The sequence below is a fragment of the Hydrogenophaga sp. UC242_53 genome (assembly GCF_042696965.1).
Taxonomy (GTDB): domain Bacteria; phylum Pseudomonadota; class Gammaproteobacteria; order Burkholderiales; family Burkholderiaceae_C; genus Hydrogenophaga.
In genome coordinates this window covers 1,619,268-1,640,451 of record NZ_CP170552.1, presented here as the reverse complement: position 1 = coordinate 1,640,451, position 21,184 = coordinate 1,619,268, and the positions used below count along the sequence as shown (strand labels likewise).

The 21,184-nt window shown below is 65.2% G+C and carries 21 protein-coding genes and 1 pseudogene; 18 read left to right on the top strand and 4 right to left on the bottom strand.

The features are described 5' to 3' along the window. Positions 1 to 3 precede the first annotated feature (3 nt). The 12 genes and pseudogenes from ACFJI0_RS08460 to ACFJI0_RS08405 all read left to right on the top strand — a co-directional run bounded on the left by ACFJI0_RS08460 (position 4) and on the right by ACFJI0_RS08405 (position 10,841). Positions 4 to 966: an aliphatic sulfonate ABC transporter substrate-binding protein gene (locus ACFJI0_RS08460; protein WP_382324276.1), complete on the top strand. Its 963-nt coding sequence runs from the start codon at positions 4 to 6 to the stop codon at positions 964 to 966. Between the two features lie 4 nt (positions 967 to 970). Continuing rightward, on the top strand, positions 971 to 1,807 hold the full coding sequence (locus ACFJI0_RS08455; RefSeq protein WP_382324274.1) for an ATP-binding cassette domain-containing protein: 837 nt from the start codon (positions 971 to 973) through the stop codon (positions 1,805 to 1,807). Between the two features lie 34 nt (positions 1,808 to 1,841). Continuing rightward, positions 1,842 to 2,057 carry a molybdopterin-binding protein gene (locus ACFJI0_RS08450; RefSeq protein ID WP_382158642.1) on the top strand — a complete coding sequence of 72 codons (216 nt, stop codon included), beginning with the start codon at positions 1,842 to 1,844 and terminating at the stop codon, positions 2,055 to 2,057. A 14-nt stretch (positions 2,058 to 2,071) separates the two neighbouring features. After that, positions 2,072 to 3,112, top strand: a complete 1,041-nt coding sequence (locus tag ACFJI0_RS08445; RefSeq protein ID WP_382324272.1) for a methionine ABC transporter ATP-binding protein — start codon at positions 2,072 to 2,074, stop codon at positions 3,110 to 3,112. Further along, a complete protein-coding gene (locus tag ACFJI0_RS08440; protein ID WP_382324270.1) occupies positions 3,105 to 3,782 on the top strand; it encodes a methionine ABC transporter permease in 678 nt (225 codons plus the stop codon). Before ACFJI0_RS08445 ends, ACFJI0_RS08440 begins: the two co-directional genes overlap by 8 nt. Before the next feature lie 61 nt (positions 3,783 to 3,843). Further along, a complete protein-coding gene (locus tag ACFJI0_RS08435; protein ID WP_382324268.1) occupies positions 3,844 to 4,653 on the top strand; it encodes a MetQ/NlpA family ABC transporter substrate-binding protein in 810 nt (269 codons plus the stop codon). A 1-nt stretch (position 4,654) separates the two neighbouring features. Beyond that, positions 4,655 to 6,016, top strand: coding sequence for an LLM class flavin-dependent oxidoreductase (locus ACFJI0_RS08430; protein WP_382324266.1), 1,362 nt, complete (start codon positions 4,655 to 4,657; stop codon positions 6,014 to 6,016). Positions 6,017 to 6,042: 26 nt separating this feature from the next. Next, positions 6,043 to 7,338 (top strand): O-acetylhomoserine aminocarboxypropyltransferase/cysteine synthase family protein, encoded by a 1,296-nt coding sequence (locus ACFJI0_RS08425; RefSeq protein WP_382324264.1) that lies wholly within the window; start codon positions 6,043 to 6,045, stop codon positions 7,336 to 7,338. A gap of 35 nt (positions 7,339 to 7,373) precedes the next feature. After that, on the top strand, positions 7,374 to 7,682 hold the full coding sequence (locus ACFJI0_RS08420; protein ID WP_382324262.1) for a c-type cytochrome: 309 nt from the start codon (positions 7,374 to 7,376) through the stop codon (positions 7,680 to 7,682). A 29-nt stretch (positions 7,683 to 7,711) separates the two neighbouring features. Further along, positions 7,712 to 8,979 (top strand): annotated as a pseudogene (locus ACFJI0_RS08415) (FCSD flavin-binding domain-containing protein). A gap of 10 nt (positions 8,980 to 8,989) precedes the next feature. Then, positions 8,990 to 9,928: a CysB family HTH-type transcriptional regulator gene (locus ACFJI0_RS08410; RefSeq protein ID WP_382158650.1), complete on the top strand. Its 939-nt coding sequence runs from the start codon at positions 8,990 to 8,992 to the stop codon at positions 9,926 to 9,928. 70 nt (positions 9,929 to 9,998) lie between these two features. Next, positions 9,999 to 10,841, top strand: a complete 843-nt coding sequence (locus ACFJI0_RS08405) for a phosphodiesterase (RefSeq protein ID WP_382324260.1) — start codon at positions 9,999 to 10,001, stop codon at positions 10,839 to 10,841. Between the two features lie 574 nt (positions 10,842 to 11,415). Here ACFJI0_RS08405 and ACFJI0_RS08400 read toward each other — a convergent pair. Continuing rightward, positions 11,416 to 12,975: a tetratricopeptide repeat protein gene (locus ACFJI0_RS08400; RefSeq protein ID WP_382324258.1), complete on the bottom strand. Its 1,560-nt coding sequence runs from the start codon at positions 12,973 to 12,975 to the stop codon at positions 11,416 to 11,418. A 1,077-nt stretch (positions 12,976 to 14,052) separates the two neighbouring features. Here ACFJI0_RS08400 and ACFJI0_RS08395 point away from each other — a divergent pair. The 6 genes from ACFJI0_RS08395 to ACFJI0_RS08370 all read left to right on the top strand — a co-directional run bounded on the left by ACFJI0_RS08395 (position 14,053) and on the right by ACFJI0_RS08370 (position 18,533). Next, positions 14,053 to 14,940: an AAA family ATPase gene (locus ACFJI0_RS08395; protein ID WP_382324256.1), complete on the top strand. Its 888-nt coding sequence runs from the start codon at positions 14,053 to 14,055 to the stop codon at positions 14,938 to 14,940. Beyond that, a complete protein-coding gene (locus ACFJI0_RS08390; protein WP_382324254.1) occupies positions 14,870 to 16,009 on the top strand; it encodes a hypothetical protein in 1,140 nt (379 codons plus the stop codon). The genes ACFJI0_RS08395 and ACFJI0_RS08390 overlap by 71 nt, the downstream gene beginning before the upstream one ends. Then, positions 15,933 to 16,694 carry an AAA family ATPase gene (locus ACFJI0_RS08385; protein ID WP_382324252.1) on the top strand — a complete coding sequence of 254 codons (762 nt, stop codon included), beginning with the start codon at positions 15,933 to 15,935 and terminating at the stop codon, positions 16,692 to 16,694. The genes ACFJI0_RS08390 and ACFJI0_RS08385 overlap by 77 nt, the downstream gene beginning before the upstream one ends. 461 nt (positions 16,695 to 17,155) lie before the next feature. Then, the gene (locus ACFJI0_RS08380; protein ID WP_382324250.1) at positions 17,156 to 17,434 is read left to right on the top strand and encodes a hypothetical protein; all 279 of its coding nucleotides are present in this window, start codon (positions 17,156 to 17,158) and stop codon (positions 17,432 to 17,434) included. A gap of 26 nt (positions 17,435 to 17,460) precedes the next feature. Then, positions 17,461 to 17,823: a hypothetical protein gene (locus ACFJI0_RS08375; protein ID WP_382324248.1), complete on the top strand. Its 363-nt coding sequence runs from the start codon at positions 17,461 to 17,463 to the stop codon at positions 17,821 to 17,823. 539 nt (positions 17,824 to 18,362) lie between these two features. Further along, a complete protein-coding gene (locus ACFJI0_RS08370; protein WP_382324246.1) occupies positions 18,363 to 18,533 on the top strand; it encodes a hypothetical protein in 171 nt (56 codons plus the stop codon). Positions 18,534 to 18,545: 12 nt separating this feature from the next. On the opposite strand, the gene ACFJI0_RS08365 is transcribed toward ACFJI0_RS08370, so the two are convergent. The 3 genes from ACFJI0_RS08365 to ACFJI0_RS08355 are packed head-to-tail and all read right to left on the bottom strand — an operon-like array spanning position 18,546 to position 21,168. Then, entirely contained in the window at positions 18,546 to 19,490 is a 945-nt protein-coding gene (locus tag ACFJI0_RS08365) for a hydroxyacid dehydrogenase (RefSeq protein ID WP_382324244.1), read from the bottom strand. Continuing rightward, complete coding sequence (locus ACFJI0_RS08360; RefSeq protein ID WP_382158670.1) at positions 19,487 to 20,173, bottom strand: RraA family protein; 687 nt, start codon at positions 20,171 to 20,173, stop codon at positions 19,487 to 19,489. Before ACFJI0_RS08360 ends, ACFJI0_RS08365 begins: the two co-directional genes overlap by 4 nt. 23 nt (positions 20,174 to 20,196) lie before the next feature. Continuing rightward, the gene (locus tag ACFJI0_RS08355) at positions 20,197 to 21,168 is read right to left on the bottom strand and encodes a Bug family tripartite tricarboxylate transporter substrate binding protein (protein ID WP_382324242.1); all 972 of its coding nucleotides are present in this window, start codon (positions 21,166 to 21,168) and stop codon (positions 20,197 to 20,199) included. Between the last annotated feature and the right edge of the window lie 16 nt (positions 21,169 to 21,184).

Genomic DNA, 21,184 nt, shown 5'->3' with positions numbered 1-21,184 from the left:
ACCATGACGCACTCCCTCTTCAACCGCCGCGCCGCGCTGGGCGCCCTGGGTTCCCTCGCCGCCGGTGCCGCCCTGGCCCAGGGCAACGCGCCGCGCGCCGTGCGCCTGGGTTACCAGAAATCGTCCACGCTGATCGCCGTGCTGCGCCTGCAGGGCACGCTGGAACAGCGCCTGGAGCCGCTGGGCGTGAAGCTCAGCTGGCACGAGTTCACCAGCGGCCTGCCGCTGCTCGAAGCGCTCAACCTCGACAACCTGGACTTCAGCGCCGACGTGGCCGACACCGTGCCGGTGTTCGCCCAGGCCGCGGGCGCCCAGCTCACCTTCGTGGCGCAGGAAGCGCCTTCGCCCACGGCCCAGGCCATCGTGGTGCGCGCGGACTCGCCGCTCAAGAGCGTGGCCGAGCTCAAGGGCAAGCGCGTGGCCTTCGCCAAAGCCGCCGGCGCGCACTACCTGCTGATCGCCGCGCTGGAAAAAGCCGGCCTGTCCTTCGCCGACATCGAACCCGCCTACCTCACGCCGGCCGATGGCCGCGCCGCCTTCGAGAAAGGCGCGGTGGACGCCTGGGTGGTCTGGGACCCGTTCCTCTCCGCCGCTCAGAAGCAGGCCGGCGCGCGCGTGCTCGCCGACGGCACGGGCCTGGCCTCGTACCAGCGCTACTACCTGGCCAGCACCCGCTTCGCCCAGGCCCGGCCCGACGTGCTCGGCGTGATCTACGCCGAGCTGGAGAAGACCGGCCGCTGGGTCAAGCAGAACCCCAAGGACGCCGCCGCCCTGCTCGCGCCCTTCTGGGGCCTGGACGCGGCCATCGTCGAACAGGCCAACGGCCGCCGCAGCTACGCGGTGCGCCCGGTCACGCCGCAGAACATCACCGAGCAGCAGAAGATCGCCGACGCCTTCCTGGCCGAGAAGCTGCTGCCGCGCCGCGTCAACGCGGTGGACGTGGCGCTGTTCAAGCCGCAGGGGTGAACGCATGAGCGAGAAGACCGACACCCACGGCGTGCGCGTGCAGCTGCGCCACCTGAGCAAGCGCTACGGCGCGCGCGAGGTGCTGCGCGACAACCAGCTCACCATCGAACCCGGCGAGTTCGTCGCCATCGTGGGCCGCAGCGGCTGCGGCAAGAGCACGCTGCTGCGCCTCATCGCCGGCCTGGAGCCGGCCAGCGGCGGCGAGCTGCTGCTCGACGGCAAGAACGTGGACGGCCTGCACGACGACACCCGCATCATGTTCCAGGACGCGCGCCTGCTGCCCTGGAAGCGCGTGGTCGACAACGTGGCCCTGGGCCTGCCCAAGGACCGCCGGGCCGACGCCGAGGCCGTGCTCGGCCAGGTGGGCCTGGGCGACCGTCTGAACGACTGGCCGGCCAAGCTCTCGGGCGGCCAGCGCCAGCGCGTCTCGCTGGCCCGCGCGCTGGTGCACCGGCCCCAGCTGCTGCTGCTCGACGAGCCGCTGGGCGCGCTCGACGCGCTCACCCGCATCGAGATGCACGAACTCATCGAAGGCCTGTGGAAACGCCACGGCTTCACCGCCCTGCTCGTCACGCACGACGTGCAGGAGGCCGTGGCCCTGGCCGACCGCGTGATCCTGATCGAGGACGGCGCCATCGCGCTCGACGAGCGCGTGCCGCTGGCCCGCCCGCGTTCGCGCGGCGATGCCACCTTCGCCGCGATCGAGAAACGCATCCTCGACCGCGTGTTGAACACAACTCCCCCCCGCGTCGCCTACGGCGCCACCCCCCAAGGGGGGCAACGCCAGCGGCCCGGCGAAGCCGGTTCCGCGGCGTTCCCCGCCTGGCATTGGGCCATCTAAGTCATCTCCTCCACTTCAAACCAAGGAAAACACCATGTCCATCCAAGCCATCAACGTGCGCAACCAGTTCAAGGGCAAAGTCAAGGAAATCATCAAGGGCGATGTCGTCTCCGAAGTCGATGTCGAAACGCCCTGGGGCATCGTCACCTCCGTCATCACCACCCGCTCGGTGAACGACCTGGACCTGCAGATCGGCTCCGAGGTGGTCGCGCTCGTGAAGTCGACCGAAGTGTCGATCGCCAAGCTCTGAAGGCCGGCGCCGACGTGATCCTTCTCGACAACATCCACCAGACCTACCGCGGCCCGAAAGGGCCGGTGCACGCCCTGCGCGGCGTGGACCTGCAGATCCGCGGCGGTGAGGTCTTCGGCGTGATCGGGCGCAGCGGCGCGGGCAAGAGCTCGCTGGTGCGCACCATCAACCTGCTCAACCGGCCCAGCCAGGGCACGGTGACGGTCGCCGGCCGCTCCCTCACCACGCTGAACGCCGCCGGCCTGCGCGAAGCCCGGCGCGACATCGGCATGATCTTCCAGCACTTCAACCTGCTGACCTCGCGCACGGTGTTCGACAACGTGGCGTTGCCGCTCGAACTCGCCGGCCTCTCGCGCCACCAGATCCGCGCGCGCGTGAACCCGCTGCTCGAACTCGTGGGCCTGGGCGCGCTGGCCGACCGCTACCCGGCCCAGATCAGCGGCGGGCAGAAACAGCGCGTGGGCATTGCCCGCGCCCTGGCCAGCCAACCCAAGGTGCTGCTGTCGGACGAAGCCACCTCCGCGCTCGACCCCGAAACCACCCGCTCCATCCTCGCGCTGCTGCAGCAGATCAACCGCGAGCTGGGCCTGACCATCGTGCTCATCACGCACCAGATGCAGGTCATCAAACAGGTCGCCGACCGCCTCGCGGTGATGGAGGCCGGCCAGATCGTCGAACAGGGCGAGGCCCTGCAGGTGTTCAGCCACCCGGCGCACGAGGTCACGCGCAGCCTGCTCGACGATGTGGTGCCGCGCGAACTGCCGGCCAACGTGCTGGAGCGCGTGCGCGCGCTGCTCGGCGCGCCGGGCCAGCCGCCGGCCAGCCTGCTGCGCCTGGTGTTCGCCGGCGTCGAGTCCGACCAGCCCCTGCTCTCCGACCTGGTGCGCCGCTTCGGCCTCGACCTGAACATCGTGCACGGCCAGATCGACGAGGTGCAGGGCCACCCTTTCGGCACCCTCGCCGTGCTCGCCAGCGGAGCGCGCGAACAGCTCACCGCCGCCATCGGCCACCTGCGTGGCGTGGGCGTGCAGGTGCAGGAGGTGGCCTATGCTTGAACAGCTGCAAACCTGGTTCCCGCCGGCCCTGCTCGACCTCTTCGTGCTCTCCTTCTGGGAGACGCTGGTGATGGTCGGCATCTCGGGCTTCGTGGGCGCGCTCATCGGCGTGCCGCTGGGGGTGCTGCTGCGCCTCACCGACCACGGCGGCGTGCTGCAGAACGCGGCCTTCAACCGCACCGTGGGCGGCATCGTCAACGCGGTGCGCTCCACGCCGTTCATCATCCTGCTGGTCGCGATCATCCCGTTCACGCGCCTCATCACCGGCTCGTCCATCGGCACGGCCGCCGCCGTGGTGCCGCTGACGATCGCCGCCGCGCCCTTCATCGCGCGCCTGGTGGAAACCTCGCTGCGCGAGGTGGACAGCGGGCTGGTCGAGGCCGCGCAGGCCATGGGCGCCACCACCTCGCAGATCGTCTTCAAGGTGCTGCTGCCCGAGGCCTTCCCCGGCATCGTGGCCGGTTTCACCATCACCCTCGTCAGCCTCACCGGCTACTCGGCCATGGCCGGCGCCATCGGCGGCGGCGGCCTGGGCGACCTCGGCATCCGCTACGGCTACCAGCGCTTCCTGCCCGAGGTGATGCTGGCCGTGGTGCTGCTGCTCATCGTCTTCGTGCAGGCCGTGCAAAGCCTGGGCGACTGGCTGGTGCGCCGCCTCAGCCACAAGTGATCCCCCTTTCGTTTCCTCCCCTACCCCTCACCACTTCAACTTCCCACAAGGACTTTTCATCATGACCAACAAGTTCAACAAACGGCAACTGCTGCAATCCACCCTGGCCCTCACGCTGGCCGCCGCCTTCGCCGCGCCCGCGCTCGCGCAGGACAAGCCGCTCAAGATCGGCGTCACCGCCGGGCCGCACGCGCAGATCTTCGAGCAGGTTAAGAAGATCGCCGAGAAGGACGGCCTGAAGATCCAGATCGTCGAGTTCAGCGACTACGTGCAGCCCAACGCCGCGCTCGCCGCCGGCGACCTCGACGCCAACAGCTACCAGCACAAGCCCTACCTGGACAACCAGATCAAGGACCGCGGCTACAAATTCACCGCCGTCGGCTACACGGTGAACTTCCCCATCGGCATCTACAGCAAGAAGGTCAAGAGCCTGAAAGACCTGCCCGAAGGCGGCAAGGTCGGCATTCCGAACGACCCCACCAACGGCGGGCGCGTGCTGCTGGTGCTGCAGGACCAGGGCCTCATCAAGCTCAAGCCCGAAGCCGGCCTGAAGGCCACGCCGCTGGACGTGGTGAGCAACCCCAAGAAGCTCAAGTTCGTGGAGCTCGACGCCGCGCAACTGCCGCGCTCGCTCGATGACCTCGACGCCTCGGCCATCAACACCAACTACGCGCTCTCCGCCGGCCTGAACCCGGGCAAGGACGCCATCGCCCAGGAAAACGCCAAGAGCCCGTACGTGAACCTGATCGCCGTGCGCGAAGCCGACAAGGACAAGCCCTGGGTCGCCAAACTCGTGAAGGCCTACCAGTCGGCCGAGGTCAAGGCTTTCATCCAGACCGAGTTCAAGGGCTCCGTGCTCGCCGGGTTCTGACATGACCACCCCTCGCCAGATGCACCTCGGTGCCTTCTTCTTCGGCGCCGGCCACCACCTGGCCGCCTGGCGGCACCCGGACGTGGTGCCCTCGGCCGGCGGGCAGATCGCCGCGCTCACCGAATGGACGCAGCTGGCCGAGGCGGCGAAGTTCGACGCCATCTTCTTCGCCGACAACGTGGGCCTGCCCGGCCCGCCCGACGAGGTGGTGGCGAAGAACGCGCTCTGGTACCCGCTGGACCCGCTGCTCACCCTGGCCGCGCTGTCGCAGCACACCACGCACATCGGCCTGGTGGCCACGGTCTCCAGCACCTACCTGCCCCCCTACCACCTGGCCCGCAAATACGCCTCGCTCGACCAGCTGAGCGGCGGCCGGGCGGGCTGGAACCTCGTCACCTCCGGCAGCGACTTCGAGGCCCGCAGCTTCGGGCTGGACCAGCAGATCGCCCACGCCCAGCGCTACGAGCGCGCGCGCGAGTACGTGCAGGTCGTCAAAGGCCTGTGGAACACCTGGGAAGACGACGCCTTCATCGAAGACAAGGCCCGCAACCGCTTCTTCGACCCCACCAAGCTGCACCGCGTGGCGCACGACGGCGCGCACTACAAGGTGCACGGCGGCCTGCAGACCCGGCGCTCGCCGCAAGGCCACCCGGTGCTGGTGCAGGCCGGTTCGTCCGGCGACGGGCAGGACCTCGCCGCCGCCAGCGCCGAGGTGGTGTTCACCGCGCAGCAGACGGCCGACGAGGCGCGCAAGTTCTACAACAGCCTCAAGGGCCAGCTGGCCGGGTATGGCCGCTCCACCGACGCGCTGAAGATCCTGCCCGGCATCTCGCCCTTCGTGGGCCGCAGCGAGGCCGAAGCGCGCGAGAAGTTCGAGGAACTGCAATCCCTCATCGACCCGGTGCTCGGCGTCGGCCTGCTCTCCACCTTCCTCGGCAACGTGGACCTCTCGAAGTACCCGGTGGACGGCCCCTTCCCGCAAGGCCTGCCGGTGACCGAAGGCTGGCAAAGCCGCCAGGAACTGTTCGCCGGCCTCGCGCGCCGCGAAGGCCTGAGCATCCGCCAGCTCTACGAGCGCGTGGCCGGCGCGCGCGGCCACTGGACGGTGGTGGGCACGCCCGAATCCATCGCCGACCAGCTCGAACACTGGTTCACCACCGGCGCGGCCGACGGCTTCAACGTGCTCGCGCCCACGCTGCCGCACGGCCTGAAGGATTTCGCGCAGCTCGTCGTGCCCGAGCTGCAGCGGCGCGGCCTGTTCCGCACCGAATACACCGGCCGCACCCTGCGCGACCACCTGGGCCTGCCTCGCCCCGCGCACCCGGCCACCGTGCAAGCCTCGCGCGAGCTCGCCACGGCCTGATCAACCACAACAAGGAGAAGACCCTCATGTCCGCCCACTGGAAATTCGAAACCCGCTCGGTGCACGCCGGCTACAAGCCCGACCCGACCACCAAGGCCGTGGCCGTGCCGATCTACCAGACCGCCGCCTACGCCTTCGACAACGCGCAGCACGGCGCCGACCTGTTCGACCTGAAGGTGCCGGGCAACATCTACACGCGCATCATGAACCCGACGCAGGACGTGCTGGAACAGCGCATCGCCTCGCTCGAAGGCGGCATCGCCGCGCTGGCGCTGGCGTCGGGCCAGGCTGCCGTGACCTACGCCATCCAGACCATCGCCGAGTCGGGCGACAACATCGTCTCCAGCACCGCGCTCTACGGCGGCACCTACAACCTCTTCGCGCACACGCTGCCGCAGTTCGGCATCACCACGCGCTTCGCCGACCACCGCGACCCGGCCAGCTTCGAGCCGCTGATCGACGCGCGCACCAAAGCCATCTTCGTCGAGTCCATCGGCAACCCACAGGGCAACATCACCGACATCGCGGCCGTCGCCGCCATCGCGCACAAGCACGGCGTGCCGCTGATCGTGGACAACACCGTCGCCTCGCCCTACCTGTTGCGCCCGATCGAACACGGCGCCGACATCGTGGTGCAGTCGCTCACCAAATACCTCGGCGGCCACGGCACCAGCATCGGCGGCGCCATCATCGATTCCGGCAAGTTCCCCTGGGCGGAGCACAAGGCCCGCTTCAAGCGCCTGAACGAACCCGACCCGAGCTACCACGGCGTGGTCTACACCGAGGCCCTGGGCCCGGCGGCCTACATCGGGCGGGCGCGCGTCGTGCCGCTGCGCAACACCGGCGCGGCCATCTCGCCCTTCAACGCCTTCCTGATCCTGCAAGGCATCGAAACCCTCTCTCTGCGGCTGGACCGCATCAACAGCAACACGCTGCGCGTCGCCAAGCACCTGGAGCAGCACGCCAAGGTGGGCTGGGTGAACTACGCCGGCCTGCCCAACCACCCGGACCACGCGCTCGCCCTGAAATACCTGGGCGGCCACGCCTCGGGCCTGCTCACCTTCGGCGTGAAAGCCGCCGCCGGCGAAGGTCGCGCGGCCGGCGCGCGCTTCCTCGATGCGCTGCAACTCTTCACCCGCCTGGTGAACATCGGCGACGCCAAATCGCTCGCCACCCACCCCGCCTCCACCACGCACCGCCAGCTCTCGCCCGAGGAACTGGCGAAGTCCGGCGTGCCCGAAGACGCGGTGCGCCTGTCCATCGGCATCGAACACATCGACGACCTGCTGGCCGACCTCGACCAGGCCCTGGCCGCCGTCTGAACGAACGAACGAACCCATCACAACAAGAGACCACGATGAACCAGAAGAGACTCCTCGGCATCGCCGCCACCCTGATGCTGGGCGGCGCCGCGCAGGCGCAGACCGCGCCCGACCTCCAGGCCCGCGCCTGGGCCGCCTCGTGCGCGGCCTGCCACGGCACCGACGGCAAGAGCAACAGCGCGATTCCCGCCATTGCAGGGCAGGACAAGACCGTGCTGCTGCAGAAGCTGCTGGCCTACAAGCAAGGCACGCTGCCCGCCACCGTGATGCACCAGCACGCCAAGGGCTACACCGACGCCGAGCTCGAACGCCTGGCCGCCCACTTCGCGCGCCAACCCAAATAACAACAAGGAGACCTCCCATGAAGCAACTGCTGCAACGCCGCCACTTCCTCGCCGCCGCCGGCGGCACCGTGGCCGCCCTGGCCCTGCCGGGCTGCGCCTCGGTCTCGTCCGCGCCCAAGGCCCGCGTCGTCGTCATCGGCGGCGGTTTCGGTGGCGCCACCGCCGCCAAGTACATCCGCCAATGGGCGCCCGAGATCGAGGTGGTGCTGGTCGAGCGCGAAGCCGCGTTTGTTCCTGCCCGCTGAGCAACCTCGTGCTCGGCGGCACGGAAAAGATCGAGAACCTCACCACCGGCTACGACGCGCTGCAGAAAAAGCACGGCGTGCGCGTGGTGCGCGACGAGGCCACCGCCATCGACGCGGCCAGGAAAGAAGTGCGCCTGGCGCGCGGCGACACACTGAAGTACGACCGCCTCATCGTCTCACCCGGTGTGGACTTCCAGTTCGACCAGGTGCCCGGCCTGCAAAGCGCCGAAGCGCAAAACCAGGTGCTGCACGCCTGGAAAGCCGGCCCGCAGACCGTGGCCCTGCGCAAACAGCTCGAAGCCCTGCCCGACGGCGGCGTGTACGCCCTGCACATTCCCAAGGCACCCTACCGCTGCCCGCCCGGCCCCTACGAACGCGCCGCGCAAGTGGCCTTCTACTTCAAACAGCACAAGCCGCGCAGCAAGGTGCTGGTGCTCGACGCCAACCCCGACATCACCTCCAAGAAAGCCCTCTTCCTCAAGGCCTGGAACGAGCTCTACCCCGGCATCGTCGAATACAAGCCCAACAGCGAGATCGTGCGCGTGGACGCGGCCAACCGCACCGTGGAACTGCAGTTCGAAACCGTGCGCGCGGGCGTGCTCAACGTGGTGCCGCCGCAGCAGGCCGGGCGCATCGCGCAGACCGCCGGGCTCATCACCGCCAACAACAAGTGGTGCGGCGTCAACTTCCAGACCTTCGAATCCACCGTGGCCCCGGGCATCCACGTGCTGGGCGACGCCACGCTCTCGGCACCGGGCATGCCCAAGTCCGGCTTCATGGCCAACAACCACGCCAAGGTGGCGGCCGACGCGGTGATCGCGCTCATCCAGGGCCGGCCGGTGAACACCGAACCCATCATCGCCAACACCTGCTACAGCTTCGTGAGCGACACCGACGTGGTGCACGTGGCCAGCGTGCACAAATGGAACACTGAACAGAAAACACTCGTGGCCGTGAACGGCGCGGGCGGCCTCACGCCGACCGCCAATGCGCTCGAAGGCCAGTACGCCCGGTCCTGGGCACGCAACATCTGGGCAGACGCCTTGCTTTGACGACAACGCCATGAACTTCCAGCAACTCAGATCGGTTCGAGAGACAGCGCGCAGCGGCTTCAACCTCACCGAGGTTGCCGCCATGCTCTACACCTCGCAACCCGGCGTGAGCCGGCAGATCCGCGAGCTGGAAGACGAGCTGGGCGTGACCATCTTCGCCCGCGCGGGCAAGCGCCTCACCGGCCTCACCGGGCCGGGGCAGACGCTGCTGCCCATCGTGGAACGCCTGCTGCAGGAAGCCGACAACCTCAAGCAGGCCGGCAAGGAATTCGTCTCGCGCCTCGAAGGCGGCCTCTCCATCGCTGCCACCCACTCGCAGGCGCGCTACGCCTTGCCGCACGCCGTGCGCGACTTCCGCGCGCTGTTCCCGCAAGTCACGCTCAACCTGCACCAGGGCTCACCCAAACAGGTGGCCGAGATGCTGATCGCGGGCGAAGCCGACATCGGCATCGCCACCGAAGCACTCGCCAACTACCCGCAACTCGTCACGCTGCCCTGCTACCGCTGGACGCACAGCGTCGTGGTGCCGCACGGCCACCCGCTGCTGCGCGTGGAGGGCCCGCTGTCGCTGCAACAGCTGGCCGAACACCCCATCATCACCTACGACCAGGGCTACACCGGCCGATCGCACATCGACGACGCGTTCGACAAGGAAGGCGTGCGGCCCAACGTGGTCATCACCGCCATGGACGCGGACGTGATCAAGACCTATGTGGAACTGGGCATGGGCGTGGGCATCGTCGCCAGCATCGCGGTGGACCCCGACCGCGACCGCCACCTGCACGCGCTGGACGCGCGGCACCTGTTCGAAATCAACGTGACCCGCCTCGCGGTGCGGCGCGGCACCTGGCTGCGGGGGTATGCGTACAGCTTCATCGAGAACTTCGCGCCGAGCCTCACGCGGCAGATCGTGGAAGAGGCGCTGAATGATGAGATCGTGACGGTGTAGCCGGGCGTCATCTTGCGTGAGAATGAGCGCGTGTTTCGCCAGCACCGCCACCCCACCCGAGCCCCACGCCATGAACCCGGAAGCACCGCGCCTGAACCTTGTGCAACTCTCCGACCCCCATGTGGTGGCGCGGGGCAAGCGCCTGATGGGGCGCATCGACACAGCGAAGTACCTCGCCCAGGCCGTCGAGCGGGTCAACCAGATCACACCACGCCCGAGCCATGTGCTGATCACCGGCGACCTGGTGGATCAGGGATCGCTCGGCGAATACCAGCACCTGCGCGAGTTGCTCAAGCCACTGCCGTGTCCCTACTGGCTGATGCCCGGCAACCACGACTCGGTGCCCCAACTGCGCGAAGCGTTTCCCGACCATGCGTACCTGCAAGGCAACCCCGAAGACAACGGCACGATCGCGGCGTTCGTGCTCTATGAGCTTGACCTCGGCAGCCATCGCCTGCTCTCAATCGACACGACCGTGCCGGGAAAGCCGTTCGGCACCCTGTGCGCCGCGAGGTTGAACTGGCTGAGCAAGCGCCTGGACGCCCAGCCCGAAATGCCCACCCTCGTCGCCCTGCACCACCCGCCCTTCACCACCGGCATCGCCTTCATGGACGGCATGGGTCTGCGCGAAGGCGCCGAGGAACTCGAACGCATCGTCTCGCAGCACCCACAGGTGGAGCGCTTGCTGTGCGGTCATCTGCACCGCACGATCCTGCGGCGCTTCGGCGGCACGCTGGCGATGACCGCACCATCCACCGCCCACCAGATCGCCATGGGGTTGCTGCCGCAGAGCGAACCCGCCTTCATCTTCGAGCCGCCGGGCTTCTACCTTCATGGCGTGCAAGCCGATGGCAGCCTCGTCAGCCATTTGCAGCCGATCGGCGATTTCGGATCTGCCCAGCGGTTCGGCTGAGGCCTGCCACTTGCCTCCTGACCGCGCCGGACGCGCGGAATCAGGCTGCGCGGGTATGCCTGCAGCTTCATTGAGAACTTCCACCTGGCCTCATGCGGCAGATTTTGGAAAAAGCGCTGAATGATGAGATCGTGACGGTGTGACGTGTGCCGCGCCGGCTGGTGCAGTTCACCGGCAAGGAGTCGCCATGAGGCTTGCCCCAATGAACGGCCGTTTCAGACTGCGAGCGGACGTCTAAAGTGCAGTCCGCCAAAGACTGCTTGTGCCGATAGCAGTCGTCGAGGTTGCTCGGCTTCTTCCCGTAGCGGTACCTGAAAGGCGGTTCACTCTCTGGTTCGCGCATAAGCTTCTGCAGCGGCCGTTCGAATGGGTGCTCCTCAGTACGGTCCAGCCCGGCGCGATCGCGGCGAGCGTCGCTGACTTCCTCAGCGGCCCTTCAAAACCATCATTGAAGCACGAGCGGCCTTGCTCGCAAGAGAGCGGCAGGTAGACTCCTGATTCCCCTCTTCTTAAGTATCCCGGGAGGTGCCCTACCCGAAGAAGCTTACTCCTTAAGTTGACCGGTGGCGTCCAGTTAAGGAAACGTGTCTGGGTCAGCAGAAAACTCTGCTACCACTCGTTGGCAAGCTTCACCTGTGAGCTTGCTCCCTTCGGTGCGCGCCTTATCAGCAGCAGCTTGCGCCTCAGGAGAAATCTTGCCTCCACGATTCTGCGCAACATAGTTCTCGCAGCCCTGCTTCAGGCCCAACTTGCAACTGCGATCAAAGAACGTCAACGCTCGCCGCTTGTCAGCAGGAACTCCTGGACTTCCATCCGTGTACACACCACCAAGGATATTCAGCGCTCGAGCTTTTGCTCCGCTTTCAGCGTCCGCAGACTCCGCGATCAGGCTCAACTCCGCAACCCAATTTGGCATTTGCTCTAAGCCAACGCAGCCTTGTTTGATAAGCGTAGCCTGGTTAACTTTTCCTTGAACGATGCCTGCGTCGAAAGCCTTCCCGTACCAGCGAAATGCTTCATGGACATTCTGCCGGACACCTATCCCAAGTTCATAGTACAAGCCCAACATCAGTGCGGAGCTTGCATCCCCCCCGTCCACAGCCTTGCGCGCATAGTAAAAAGCTTTTCCCACATCGGTGCGGCCTTCCGAATTGGACAGTCCTTTGACAAACAGCCAAGACAGCATCCCGTCCGCGTAAGGCGTCCCCGCCATCAGATAGAAACGTTCGGCCGATGCATAGTCACGGTCCTTCGCGGCGCCGAAGTGATGCATGCGACCCGCTTGGTTGGCGCTGTCGCTGTCGCCAGCATGTGCGCCCTTTTCGAACCAGTTCAACGCTTCCGCTTTATCCACAGGTAGGCACCGCGTCTGGCTCTCCCGTTCAAAGCCAAGTGTCCGCATCGATTCAGGGCTACCTAGCGCTGCGGCCTGAGCCATGTAACGAATTCCTAAACATTCGTCCTTAGGCACCGCCGTCCCTTGCAAGTACCGGTTCCCTAAGTAGGTTGCATGCTCAGCGCGCGTCTGACGCAGAGCGTTCTCGTTGTTGACCAACTTCACAAGATATTGATTTGCTCGAACCGGATCCTTGGGAAAGCCATTCGCACCATTCCAAAGATTGTCTCCGACAAAAATTTGACCGCCTGGTGAGCCCCTCTCGGCGGCTTGCTCAAATAACCGACGCCCCCGATTTCGGTCTTGCGCTCTTCCCCACCAGCCATTCCAATAGGACACCGCACTAACCATTGAAGCCATGGAGCTGCCCTTCTCGGCCGCGACGTCTAGCTGCTTTAGAGCATTGTCTACGTGCAACGTTCCAGTAGCTCCAGTCAACAGCATAAGAAAGGAAGAGAACTCTCGATCATTCAACAGCTGTTTGTTGAGTAGCTCGACGGAAGAAGCCGTCTCCTGCCAAGTTTGCTGATGCACTTGGGACTGACGCACAACGGGCGCACGATTGATATCCCACCCGTGATTGATGGTGAGATGTAAGTTACCTCCGACATTGTTATTGGTCACCACAGGTCCGCTGTTACCCGTGACTGCTGGCCCTCTCTCTTGCGCCACCCCCAGTGAGTGCGCGGCAAAAGCCGACAACATCACCGCGCAAAAGCGTGCGCTCCAATATTTCATTTGCTGGTGCTGTTAATGTTGAGATCTCCCTTGACCTCGTTGCCTATGACAACGGTTCCAGTGTTCCCCAACACCGAAGTGGTTGGTTTGCTCGCTAACGGCGTCTGAGGGGGGGCACTTGCGCGTGGCGCCTGGGGCTTTACAGCAGGTGCCTGTGGACGATCAGACAAGGCACTAGCTGGTCTCAGCGCACGCCCGTAGTCTGAAATCAGTCGCCCTTTTTCGCGCTCCGGCATGAAACGGTCGTCTCTCAATGCGGTACACAGGGTGTACAGATATGTCAGTTCGACTAGGGTCTTGTCTGCATTCGGCAACTTTTCCAGCAAGCTCCTCGATTGAGACTGGACTGCGCTGGTGGCGCTAGGCCCGCGTAGCTTCAGTACTTGCAGCGTAGCCACCTCAAAATCCGCACGATAGTCTCTTAAGGTCGTGCTAGGAGGCGGGCTGCACTCGATAGCCCAAGCATTCGCTGCAAATACGGCTTGCAAAAACATGGCTACATTTACCTGAGCCGACTTAGAACACATGCTTTAAACCCTCGATTCGGTTACGAACACCCCTCTGCGCTTTGCCACCATTCCTAGAGCCTCTTAATGCTGAAGCATTGTCAGATAACTTCGGCTTGGTGGTTACCCATACTCTAGGTGAGCTGTGAGCAAATTTCAAGTTCAGACATGGTGTCGTCTCTGACTTGCTGCCGGCGCCCAATGGGAGTTCGTGCGCACAAATCAGCAATGCCACCTGAATCTAAGTCAGGCAAAGATTACTAAAACATTCCAGTCGCTTCGAAGCAGATCTTGGCAGCTAGACGACGAGTCAGGCTGAGTACGGTCCGTCAACTTTGGCAAATAAAGGACGGTTGCGTAGCCCTAGCAGTCGTCCATCGCCGCCTCTAGTTCACACGGTTCTTGGTACTTTTCCTACACTGCGCAGTCCTGCAATCACTGGCATGCCGCAACACGGTTCAGGCAAGGTCGGGGAATTGGACCCTCGCTTCGAAACAGGTAGCAACCCAAGCAGTGGTTCATCATCCAGATTTGTTGAAAAAGTGGGAATGATTTAAAACTGGGGGTCTTCATGTCGCAAGCGGCATTCAATGTCTTCGATGCACTATCCGCTTGGAGCAGGACGCTCTCCAACTGGCAACGGTGCCTGCTGGTCAAACTCGTCGGCGCCGTCGATTTCCCGGACGAGGCTTTGGATGACGTCTACCGCGAGTACTTGATGGACCAGCAACTGGCCCCGGCGGAGGTGCCACGTGCGACATGGGACATAGCCTTGCCACAGATTCAGGGCGGCCCCACAACGGCCACGAGCGTAGTTACAGCTATGACCGCGCTGACCGGCGTCAACGCTCTGGCGCAGGGTGAAACACTGACTTTCGGCCGCAAGCTCACTGTGATCTATGGCCCCAACGGTGCAGGCAAGTCCGGCTATGCGCGAGTGCTGAAAGCCGCATGCTTTACCCGTTCCAAGCAAACCGCGATTCTTGGCGACGTGAAGTTGGCCAAGCACAAGCAACCCACGCCGAGCGCGACGTTTGCCTTCGACGACGGTTCCAACACGACTTTCGTCTACAAGGAGCCTTGCCAGCGGCTGCGCGACAACTTCGCGGTGTTCGACTCGACCTGCGTGCGTGTCCACCTGGATGAGCGCAATGCTTTCCAGGTCATGCCCTATTTGTTCGATGTCTTTCCCCGCATGGTGGAGGTCTTCGGAAAGCTGCAGCGCAGGCTGCGCGATGACATCGCTCTGCGTTCCCATGCAACGGACAAGTTCGCAGTTCCAAGCAGCACGTCCGAAGTCGCTACGCTGTTGCGCAGCCCTGACGGCACAGACGAACCTCATTCGCCTGAAGGCGTTGGCCGTCTTTGGCAACGAGGAGCTCGCGCGCTTGGAATCGGTTGTCCGGCAACTTGCGACACTCAGGACTACCGATCCCAAGGAGATCATTCGCCAGAATGAGCAGCGCATCACCGACCTGGACGCACTGAAGGTATCGCTCTCCGCTTTGCACCTGACTTTATCGCCTGCACTTGCGGAACAAATCATCAATGCCGTCAAGCGGATTCAGACGTTGACGGAAAAGGCAGCGGCGCTCTCAGTGGCACAGTTGGGCGAGGAGCCGGTGCAGCCTATCGGCACAGCAGCATGGCGTGACCTGCTAACTGCGGCCATCGCCTATAACACCGAAGCCTACCCTGACGAGGCGTTTCCACCGAAAGCAGATGCGGCCCGATGCGTGCTTTGCCATCAGGTTCTTGACGAAGACGGGGTGGCACGATTGACCCGCTTCTATCAGTTCGCAACTAGCGATGTGGAAGCGCAGCTGGGCCAGGCCAAGACCGCGCTCGTAGGGTATGGCATGAAGCTGTCCAAGTTCAGTCTCGCCTTTTTTGATGAGGGCAGTGTTGCGCACCGGACCTTGACCGAGGTGGATGCCGCGATGGCCGCAGCGGTTTCCAGTCATGTCGAAGGCTATCGGGAAGTCATCGGAGCATTGGTGCACGCAGTTGCCGGTGCCTTTGACCCTGGCTTGAGCATGTTGGATCATGACCCGGTTTCGATACGCATCACGGAGTTGGTTGAACGCCTGAAATCCGACAACGATGCCTTGCGACAGAAGGACCTGAAGGTACTGATGGAGTCGTTGATGGCCGAAGAGCGGTTGTTACTCGATCGCCAGGTCCTCGCCGACCAGTACGATGCTATCGCCGCGGCGGTAGCGGACCTCAAGTGGGTAGGAAAGGCAAATGCGTGTATCCGCGGCTTTTCCGCGACCCAACGCGAAGTGACGAGTAAGCAGAAAGCGCTGCGCCACGGAACTGGTCGCGCAGGGCTTCATCGCGCGATTCACGGACAATTGCGCCGCCCTGCAACTCAAACTACCGGTGCAGTTCCGCTTCGCGGGCGATGCCGGAACGACCGATCGAAAAATCGAGATTGCCAACGCCAGCGTGGCTGGCATCGACCCTTCTTCGGTGCTGAGCGAGGGCGAACAGACAGTGGCAGCGCTGGCCGACTTTCTCACTGAAGTGGAACTCAATGGCTCCTGCTTGGGCGTGGTGTTCGATGACCCCGTGACCTCAATGGACCATGTTCGCAAAGAGGCGATCGCGCAGCGTCTTGTGGACGAAGCCGCCAAGCGGCAGGTGATCGTCTTTACGCATGACATCCTGTTTACGAACTATCTGGCGACGGCTGCGGTGGACAAGGGTGTAGATTTTGCGGGCAGGACCGTGTGGCGTGGCGTGGCAGATGAGCCAGGTGTCATCGACAGCCTGGCCTTCCCACACGAACATTACGAAGGTGCTGCACACGATCGCGCACTAAATCATCTCGCCCTGGCCCGTACGCTAGACGGCGAGAAGCAGCGCGACAGCTTGGAGAAGGCGTGTGGCAGCCTGCGTACCGCTTATGAGGACTTCATCCAGCGAAAGCTGTTTGGCAATGTCGTCCGCCGCTGGCGGGAGAACATCACCTTCACGCTCAGTCAGGTGTATTTCGATGAAGGCATTGCTGCCCAGGTTCACACGCGCATGGCGATGCTGTCTCGCTACATCGATGCTCACTCCCATTCGCCAGACTTCCACGAAGTGCCGTTGACGATTGATTTCGTGGTTGACGAGTTGGCTCAAATGGACCGAATCAAGGCTGAGTACAGCGCAGCGCGCAAGGCATGGGAGAAAGCGAAACCCGAGGCGGCGACCTTTAGTTGATCGGGTCCGTCGCCCGCCAGCTGTCGATTTGCCGACCGCGCACACTGGAATGTCCGCCATGTGACGCAGATCGCCCATTCGGGGCGTGGGAGCGGCTGACGGCAATCGCTGCAGACCGGCCATCCCCTGCAACCATGCGATGGCGCAAGGCCAAACTCGGCCATTTGCCTTACATGTCCCTAGCTATACTTCGCCGGTCACGCCCAAAAAAGGCGTGATGAGGTTTGGAAGCCTGAAACGAAACCGAGAGCGCTGCAAGCCGCACCGCTCCATGTGAAACCCAACGCACGAGGCGTTGCGGCTTGCCTGTTCGTGCCCCTTTATGGCGGCCCGAATGGGGTGATCGCAAGGTCCGCCGGTTTTCCGCTTTCGGTTTCGCCGGTCTTCCAACCTGTTCGGGCCGCCGCCCCTCCACAAGAGGGGCGGCGGTTGTAGCAAACCGAATCCGGGGGAGCCCCTACATGGCCATCAACCTTCGTCTCTCTTTCCAACACGCGCTCGCTCGCCTGCGCCCCAAGAGCTTCGCCCACGAAGTCTCCGACCTCACCGCTCAAGCCTTCCACCGGCTCAACCGGCTGGGCCTGTCCCTGGAAAGCCAGGTCGATGACGACATCGTCCATGCCGTCCACGACGAGCGACGCAAGGCGCTTCACGACGAGGCGAGCCGCCGCTATATCGACCTGTTCGACACGTTGCTGGCGCTGCAGGCGCTGGCCGACAAGAACAACGGCCGCCGCTGAAGCGCCTGCCATTCAGGCAAGCCCTCATGGCAGAACAACGCACCATCCCCACCAGAAAGCCGCGCGGCGTGCGCGTTCTTGGCGCTGCCGCATCGGCCGATGCGACCGAGGCGCGGGTCTCGTCGCTCGCGCTGCAGGCGGCCAACCAGGTGACCGAGCTGTCGATCACCTTCAAGGCCTATCAGGCGCTGGAGCGCTTCATCTCGCCGGAGTACGAGCACGAGGTGGACGACGCTGTGCCACCTTCGCGCTCGGAGCTGGGCTCGCTGCTGCACACGCTGAATGCCGAGATGCAGCGGCAGCTCGGCGCGCTGGCGGACACCACCACGGTGCTGCAGGCGCAGGTGGAGAGGAAGTCAGCGGCGGTGTCTTCTTCTTCGCCGCCGTAGCGCCACCTACAACCCGGCGGCCATGTCGATGAACCGTGCGTTCACTGCCGCGCTGCTGTCTTTGCTGGTTCTTCTGGGTGTTTCCCTGGGGAACCCGGCGGCGCGCCTGAGCGAGCACGCGCCCCACACCTACGCCCAGGGCGATGGCACGCCGTTGCGTCAGGCGGTGATGACGGCGGCGGGGCGGTCTGCGATGGCGGCCCTGCGCCCCTTTGCCAAGAAGATGGGGGCGAAGGGGGCCGATGGCGCGCTGCCGGTGGTTAGCGTCACGTTCACCACGCTCGACACCCCCGGGGGGCGAGGCCCCCGACCGCCATGGCCCGAGGCTGCCCGAGCCCGCGCCCCACGGCTACCTGGCCCGCGCGCCACCTGCCGCCCTGGCGTGACGCCTGGCGCACCGGTTGGTGCGCCACCCCCCCTCTTCCTCGCCTGACGACGCCGCTGCCGCGTTGCTTCGCCGTGCCCTCCTGGCCCAGGAGGCCGCGGGGCGCGCCGCAGCCGCGCGTGCCCTTCCCTATTTCTCTATCGGACGCATCTTCATGACTTCATTGGATTACGCCTTGACCATCGGCGCCATCGCCGCCCTGCTGCTGTGGCTGGCCTGGAACGAGCGCAAGGCCGACAACGCCCGCGATGCCGGGCTGCTGTTCACGCTCGGCTCCATCGTGGGGGTGGTGGCCGGCGCGGTGGCGCTGTTTCTTCCGGCTTGAACCCGATCGGGCTCAGCGGTCCGCCGAGACCTCTGCCTCGCGCAGCACGGCGAGCAGGTTTTCGCTGGCCGCCAGGCCCATCTTCACGTAGGCGTCAGCCGTGACGCCGCCGATGTGCGGGCTGAGGATGATGCGGTCTTCGTCGCGGAACGGGTGGTCGGCCACCATGGGCTCCATGGCGAAGCTGTCCAGCCCGGCCGAGGCCACGTGGCCCGAGCGCACGGCGTCCAGCAGCGCGGCTTCGTCCACCAGGCCGCCGCGCGCGGTGTTGACGATGAGCACGCCGGGCTTGCAGCGCGCCAGGGTGTCGCGGTTGAGCAGGCCCCGGTTGTCGTCGGTCAATGGGCAGTGCAGCGAGATCGCGTCGGACTCGCGCCAGAGCGTGTCGAGGTCCACCACCTCGATGTCGGCCGGCACCTTGCTGGCGTAAGGGTCGAAGCCGATCACCCGCATGTCCAGCGCCTTGGCCATGCGCGCGAAGCGCTGGCCGATGGCGCCCAGGCCGATGAGGCCGATGGTGCGGCCGGCCAGTTCCACGCTCTTGTGCGTGGCCTTGTCCCAGTGGCCCGAGTGCATGCGGGCGTTCAGGGCCGGCACGGACTTGGCGCAGGCCAGCAGCAGCGCCATGGCCTGCTCGGCCACGGCCGCCGCGTTGGCGCCCACGGCGGCGCGCACTTCCACGTGGCGCGCTGTCGCGGCCACCTTGTCGATGGTGTCGGTGCCGCTGCCGTGCTTGGAGATCACGCGCAGCGAGGGCGCGGCGTGGATGGCCTCTGCCCCCACCTTGCCGTAGCGCACGATGATGGCGACGGGGTCGTGTTGCTGGCAGAGCGAAACGATGTCCTGCTCGCTGGGGGTCTTGCCGGCATAGACGATGTCGAAATCGGTCAGCAGCGCGAGCGCTTGTGGGGCCAGGTCGGCGGCGGTGACGAGGATGGCGGGCCTGGTGGAGCTCACAGCCGCTCCCCTTCCTTGAGCACGCCGGCCGAGCGCAGCGCGGCGTCCAGCCATTTGGCGGCCGTGTCGCCCTGCTGGATGGCGGCGATGCGCGCGGCTTCGTCTTTCACCTTTTTCTCGGCCAGGGGCAGCAGGGCTTCGATCTTCTCGCGCTCGACGATCACCACGCCGTCGGCATCGCCGAGCACGAGGTCGCCGGGGTGCACGGTGACGCCACCGATGGAGATGGGGTGGCCGATGCGGCCGGGCACGAGCTTGGTGGGGCCGTTGGGGTTGGTGCCCACGCTGAACACGGGAAAGCCCATTTCCTCGAGTTCGAGCGAGTCGCGCACGGCGCCGTCGAGCACCACGCCGGCAATGCCGAGTTTCTGGCACGCGGTCATCATGATGGTGCCCATGAGCGCGGCGGTCTGGTCGCCTTTGCCGTCCACCACCAGCACGTCGCCGGGTTGGGCGAGCGACATGGCGGCGTGGATCATGAGGTTGTCGCCGGGACGCACTTCCACGGTGAATGCGGTGCCCACCACTTTCATGCTGGGGCGAAGGGCGGTGATGCGGCCGTGCAGCGCGCCGCGCCGGCCGGCCACGTCGGCCAGGATGGCCGCCTGGTAGGCGCCGGCCTGCTGCACGATGTGCGGGGGAACGCGCTCGAAGTCGCGGAGGATGTCGGGGGTGGTGGTCACGGTGAGGTCCTGAAGGAAGTGAATCAGTCGAGCTTGGCGCCGGAGTCCTTGACGACCTTGCCCCAGCGCACGATGTCGTCGCCGATGAGCTTGGCGAAGGCTTCGGGGGTGCTGCCGGCCACGTCAGCGCCCTGGTCGCTCAGCTGTTTCTGCAGGGCGGGCAGTTGCAGGGCCTTGTTGATCTCGGTGTTGAGGCGGGCCGTGACGTCCTTGGGCAGGTTGGCCGGGCCGAGGATGCCGAACCAGGTGACGGCCTCGAAGCCCTTGTAGCCGGACTCGGCGATGGTGGGCGTCTGCGGCAGGTCGTCCACGCGCTTGAGCGAGGTGACGGCCAGGGCGCGCATCTTGCCGTTCTTGATGTGGCCGATGAGCGTGGGGATGGACGACACATAGACCTCCACGCGCTCGCTGATCACGTCGTTGATGCCCTGGGCCGCGCCTTTGTAGGGCACGTGCATGAGCTTCACGCCGGCTTCTTTCTGGAACATCTCCATGGCCAGGTGGGCCACGGTGCCGTTGCCCGAGGTGGCGAAGTTCAGCGCGCCGGGTTTGGCCTTGGCCGCCGCGACGAGGTCGGCAAACGTCTTGTAGGGCGAGGTGGCCGAGACCACGAGCGCCAGCGGCGCGCTGGCCACCATGGAGATCGGCGTGAGGTCCTTGACGGGGTCGTAGGGCAGCTTGCTGTACAGGCTGAGGTTGATGGCGAGGTTGCTGGTCTGGCCGAGCACCAGGCTGTAGCCGTCGGCGGGCGACTTGGCCACGTTGTCGATGCCGATGTTGCCGCCCGAGCCGGGCTTGTTGTCGATGATGAAGGACCACTTGGTGGTCTCGCTGATCTTCTGCGTGACCTCGCGGCCGATCAGGTCGGTGCCGCCGCCCGCGGGAAAGGGCACGACCAGGCGCACCGGCTTGTTGGGCCAGGCCTGGGCATGGGCGGTGGTGACGAAAACGGATGCCAGCGCGAGGCCGGCGAGGATGCGGCGGGAAATGATCACGGTGCTTGTCTCCAGT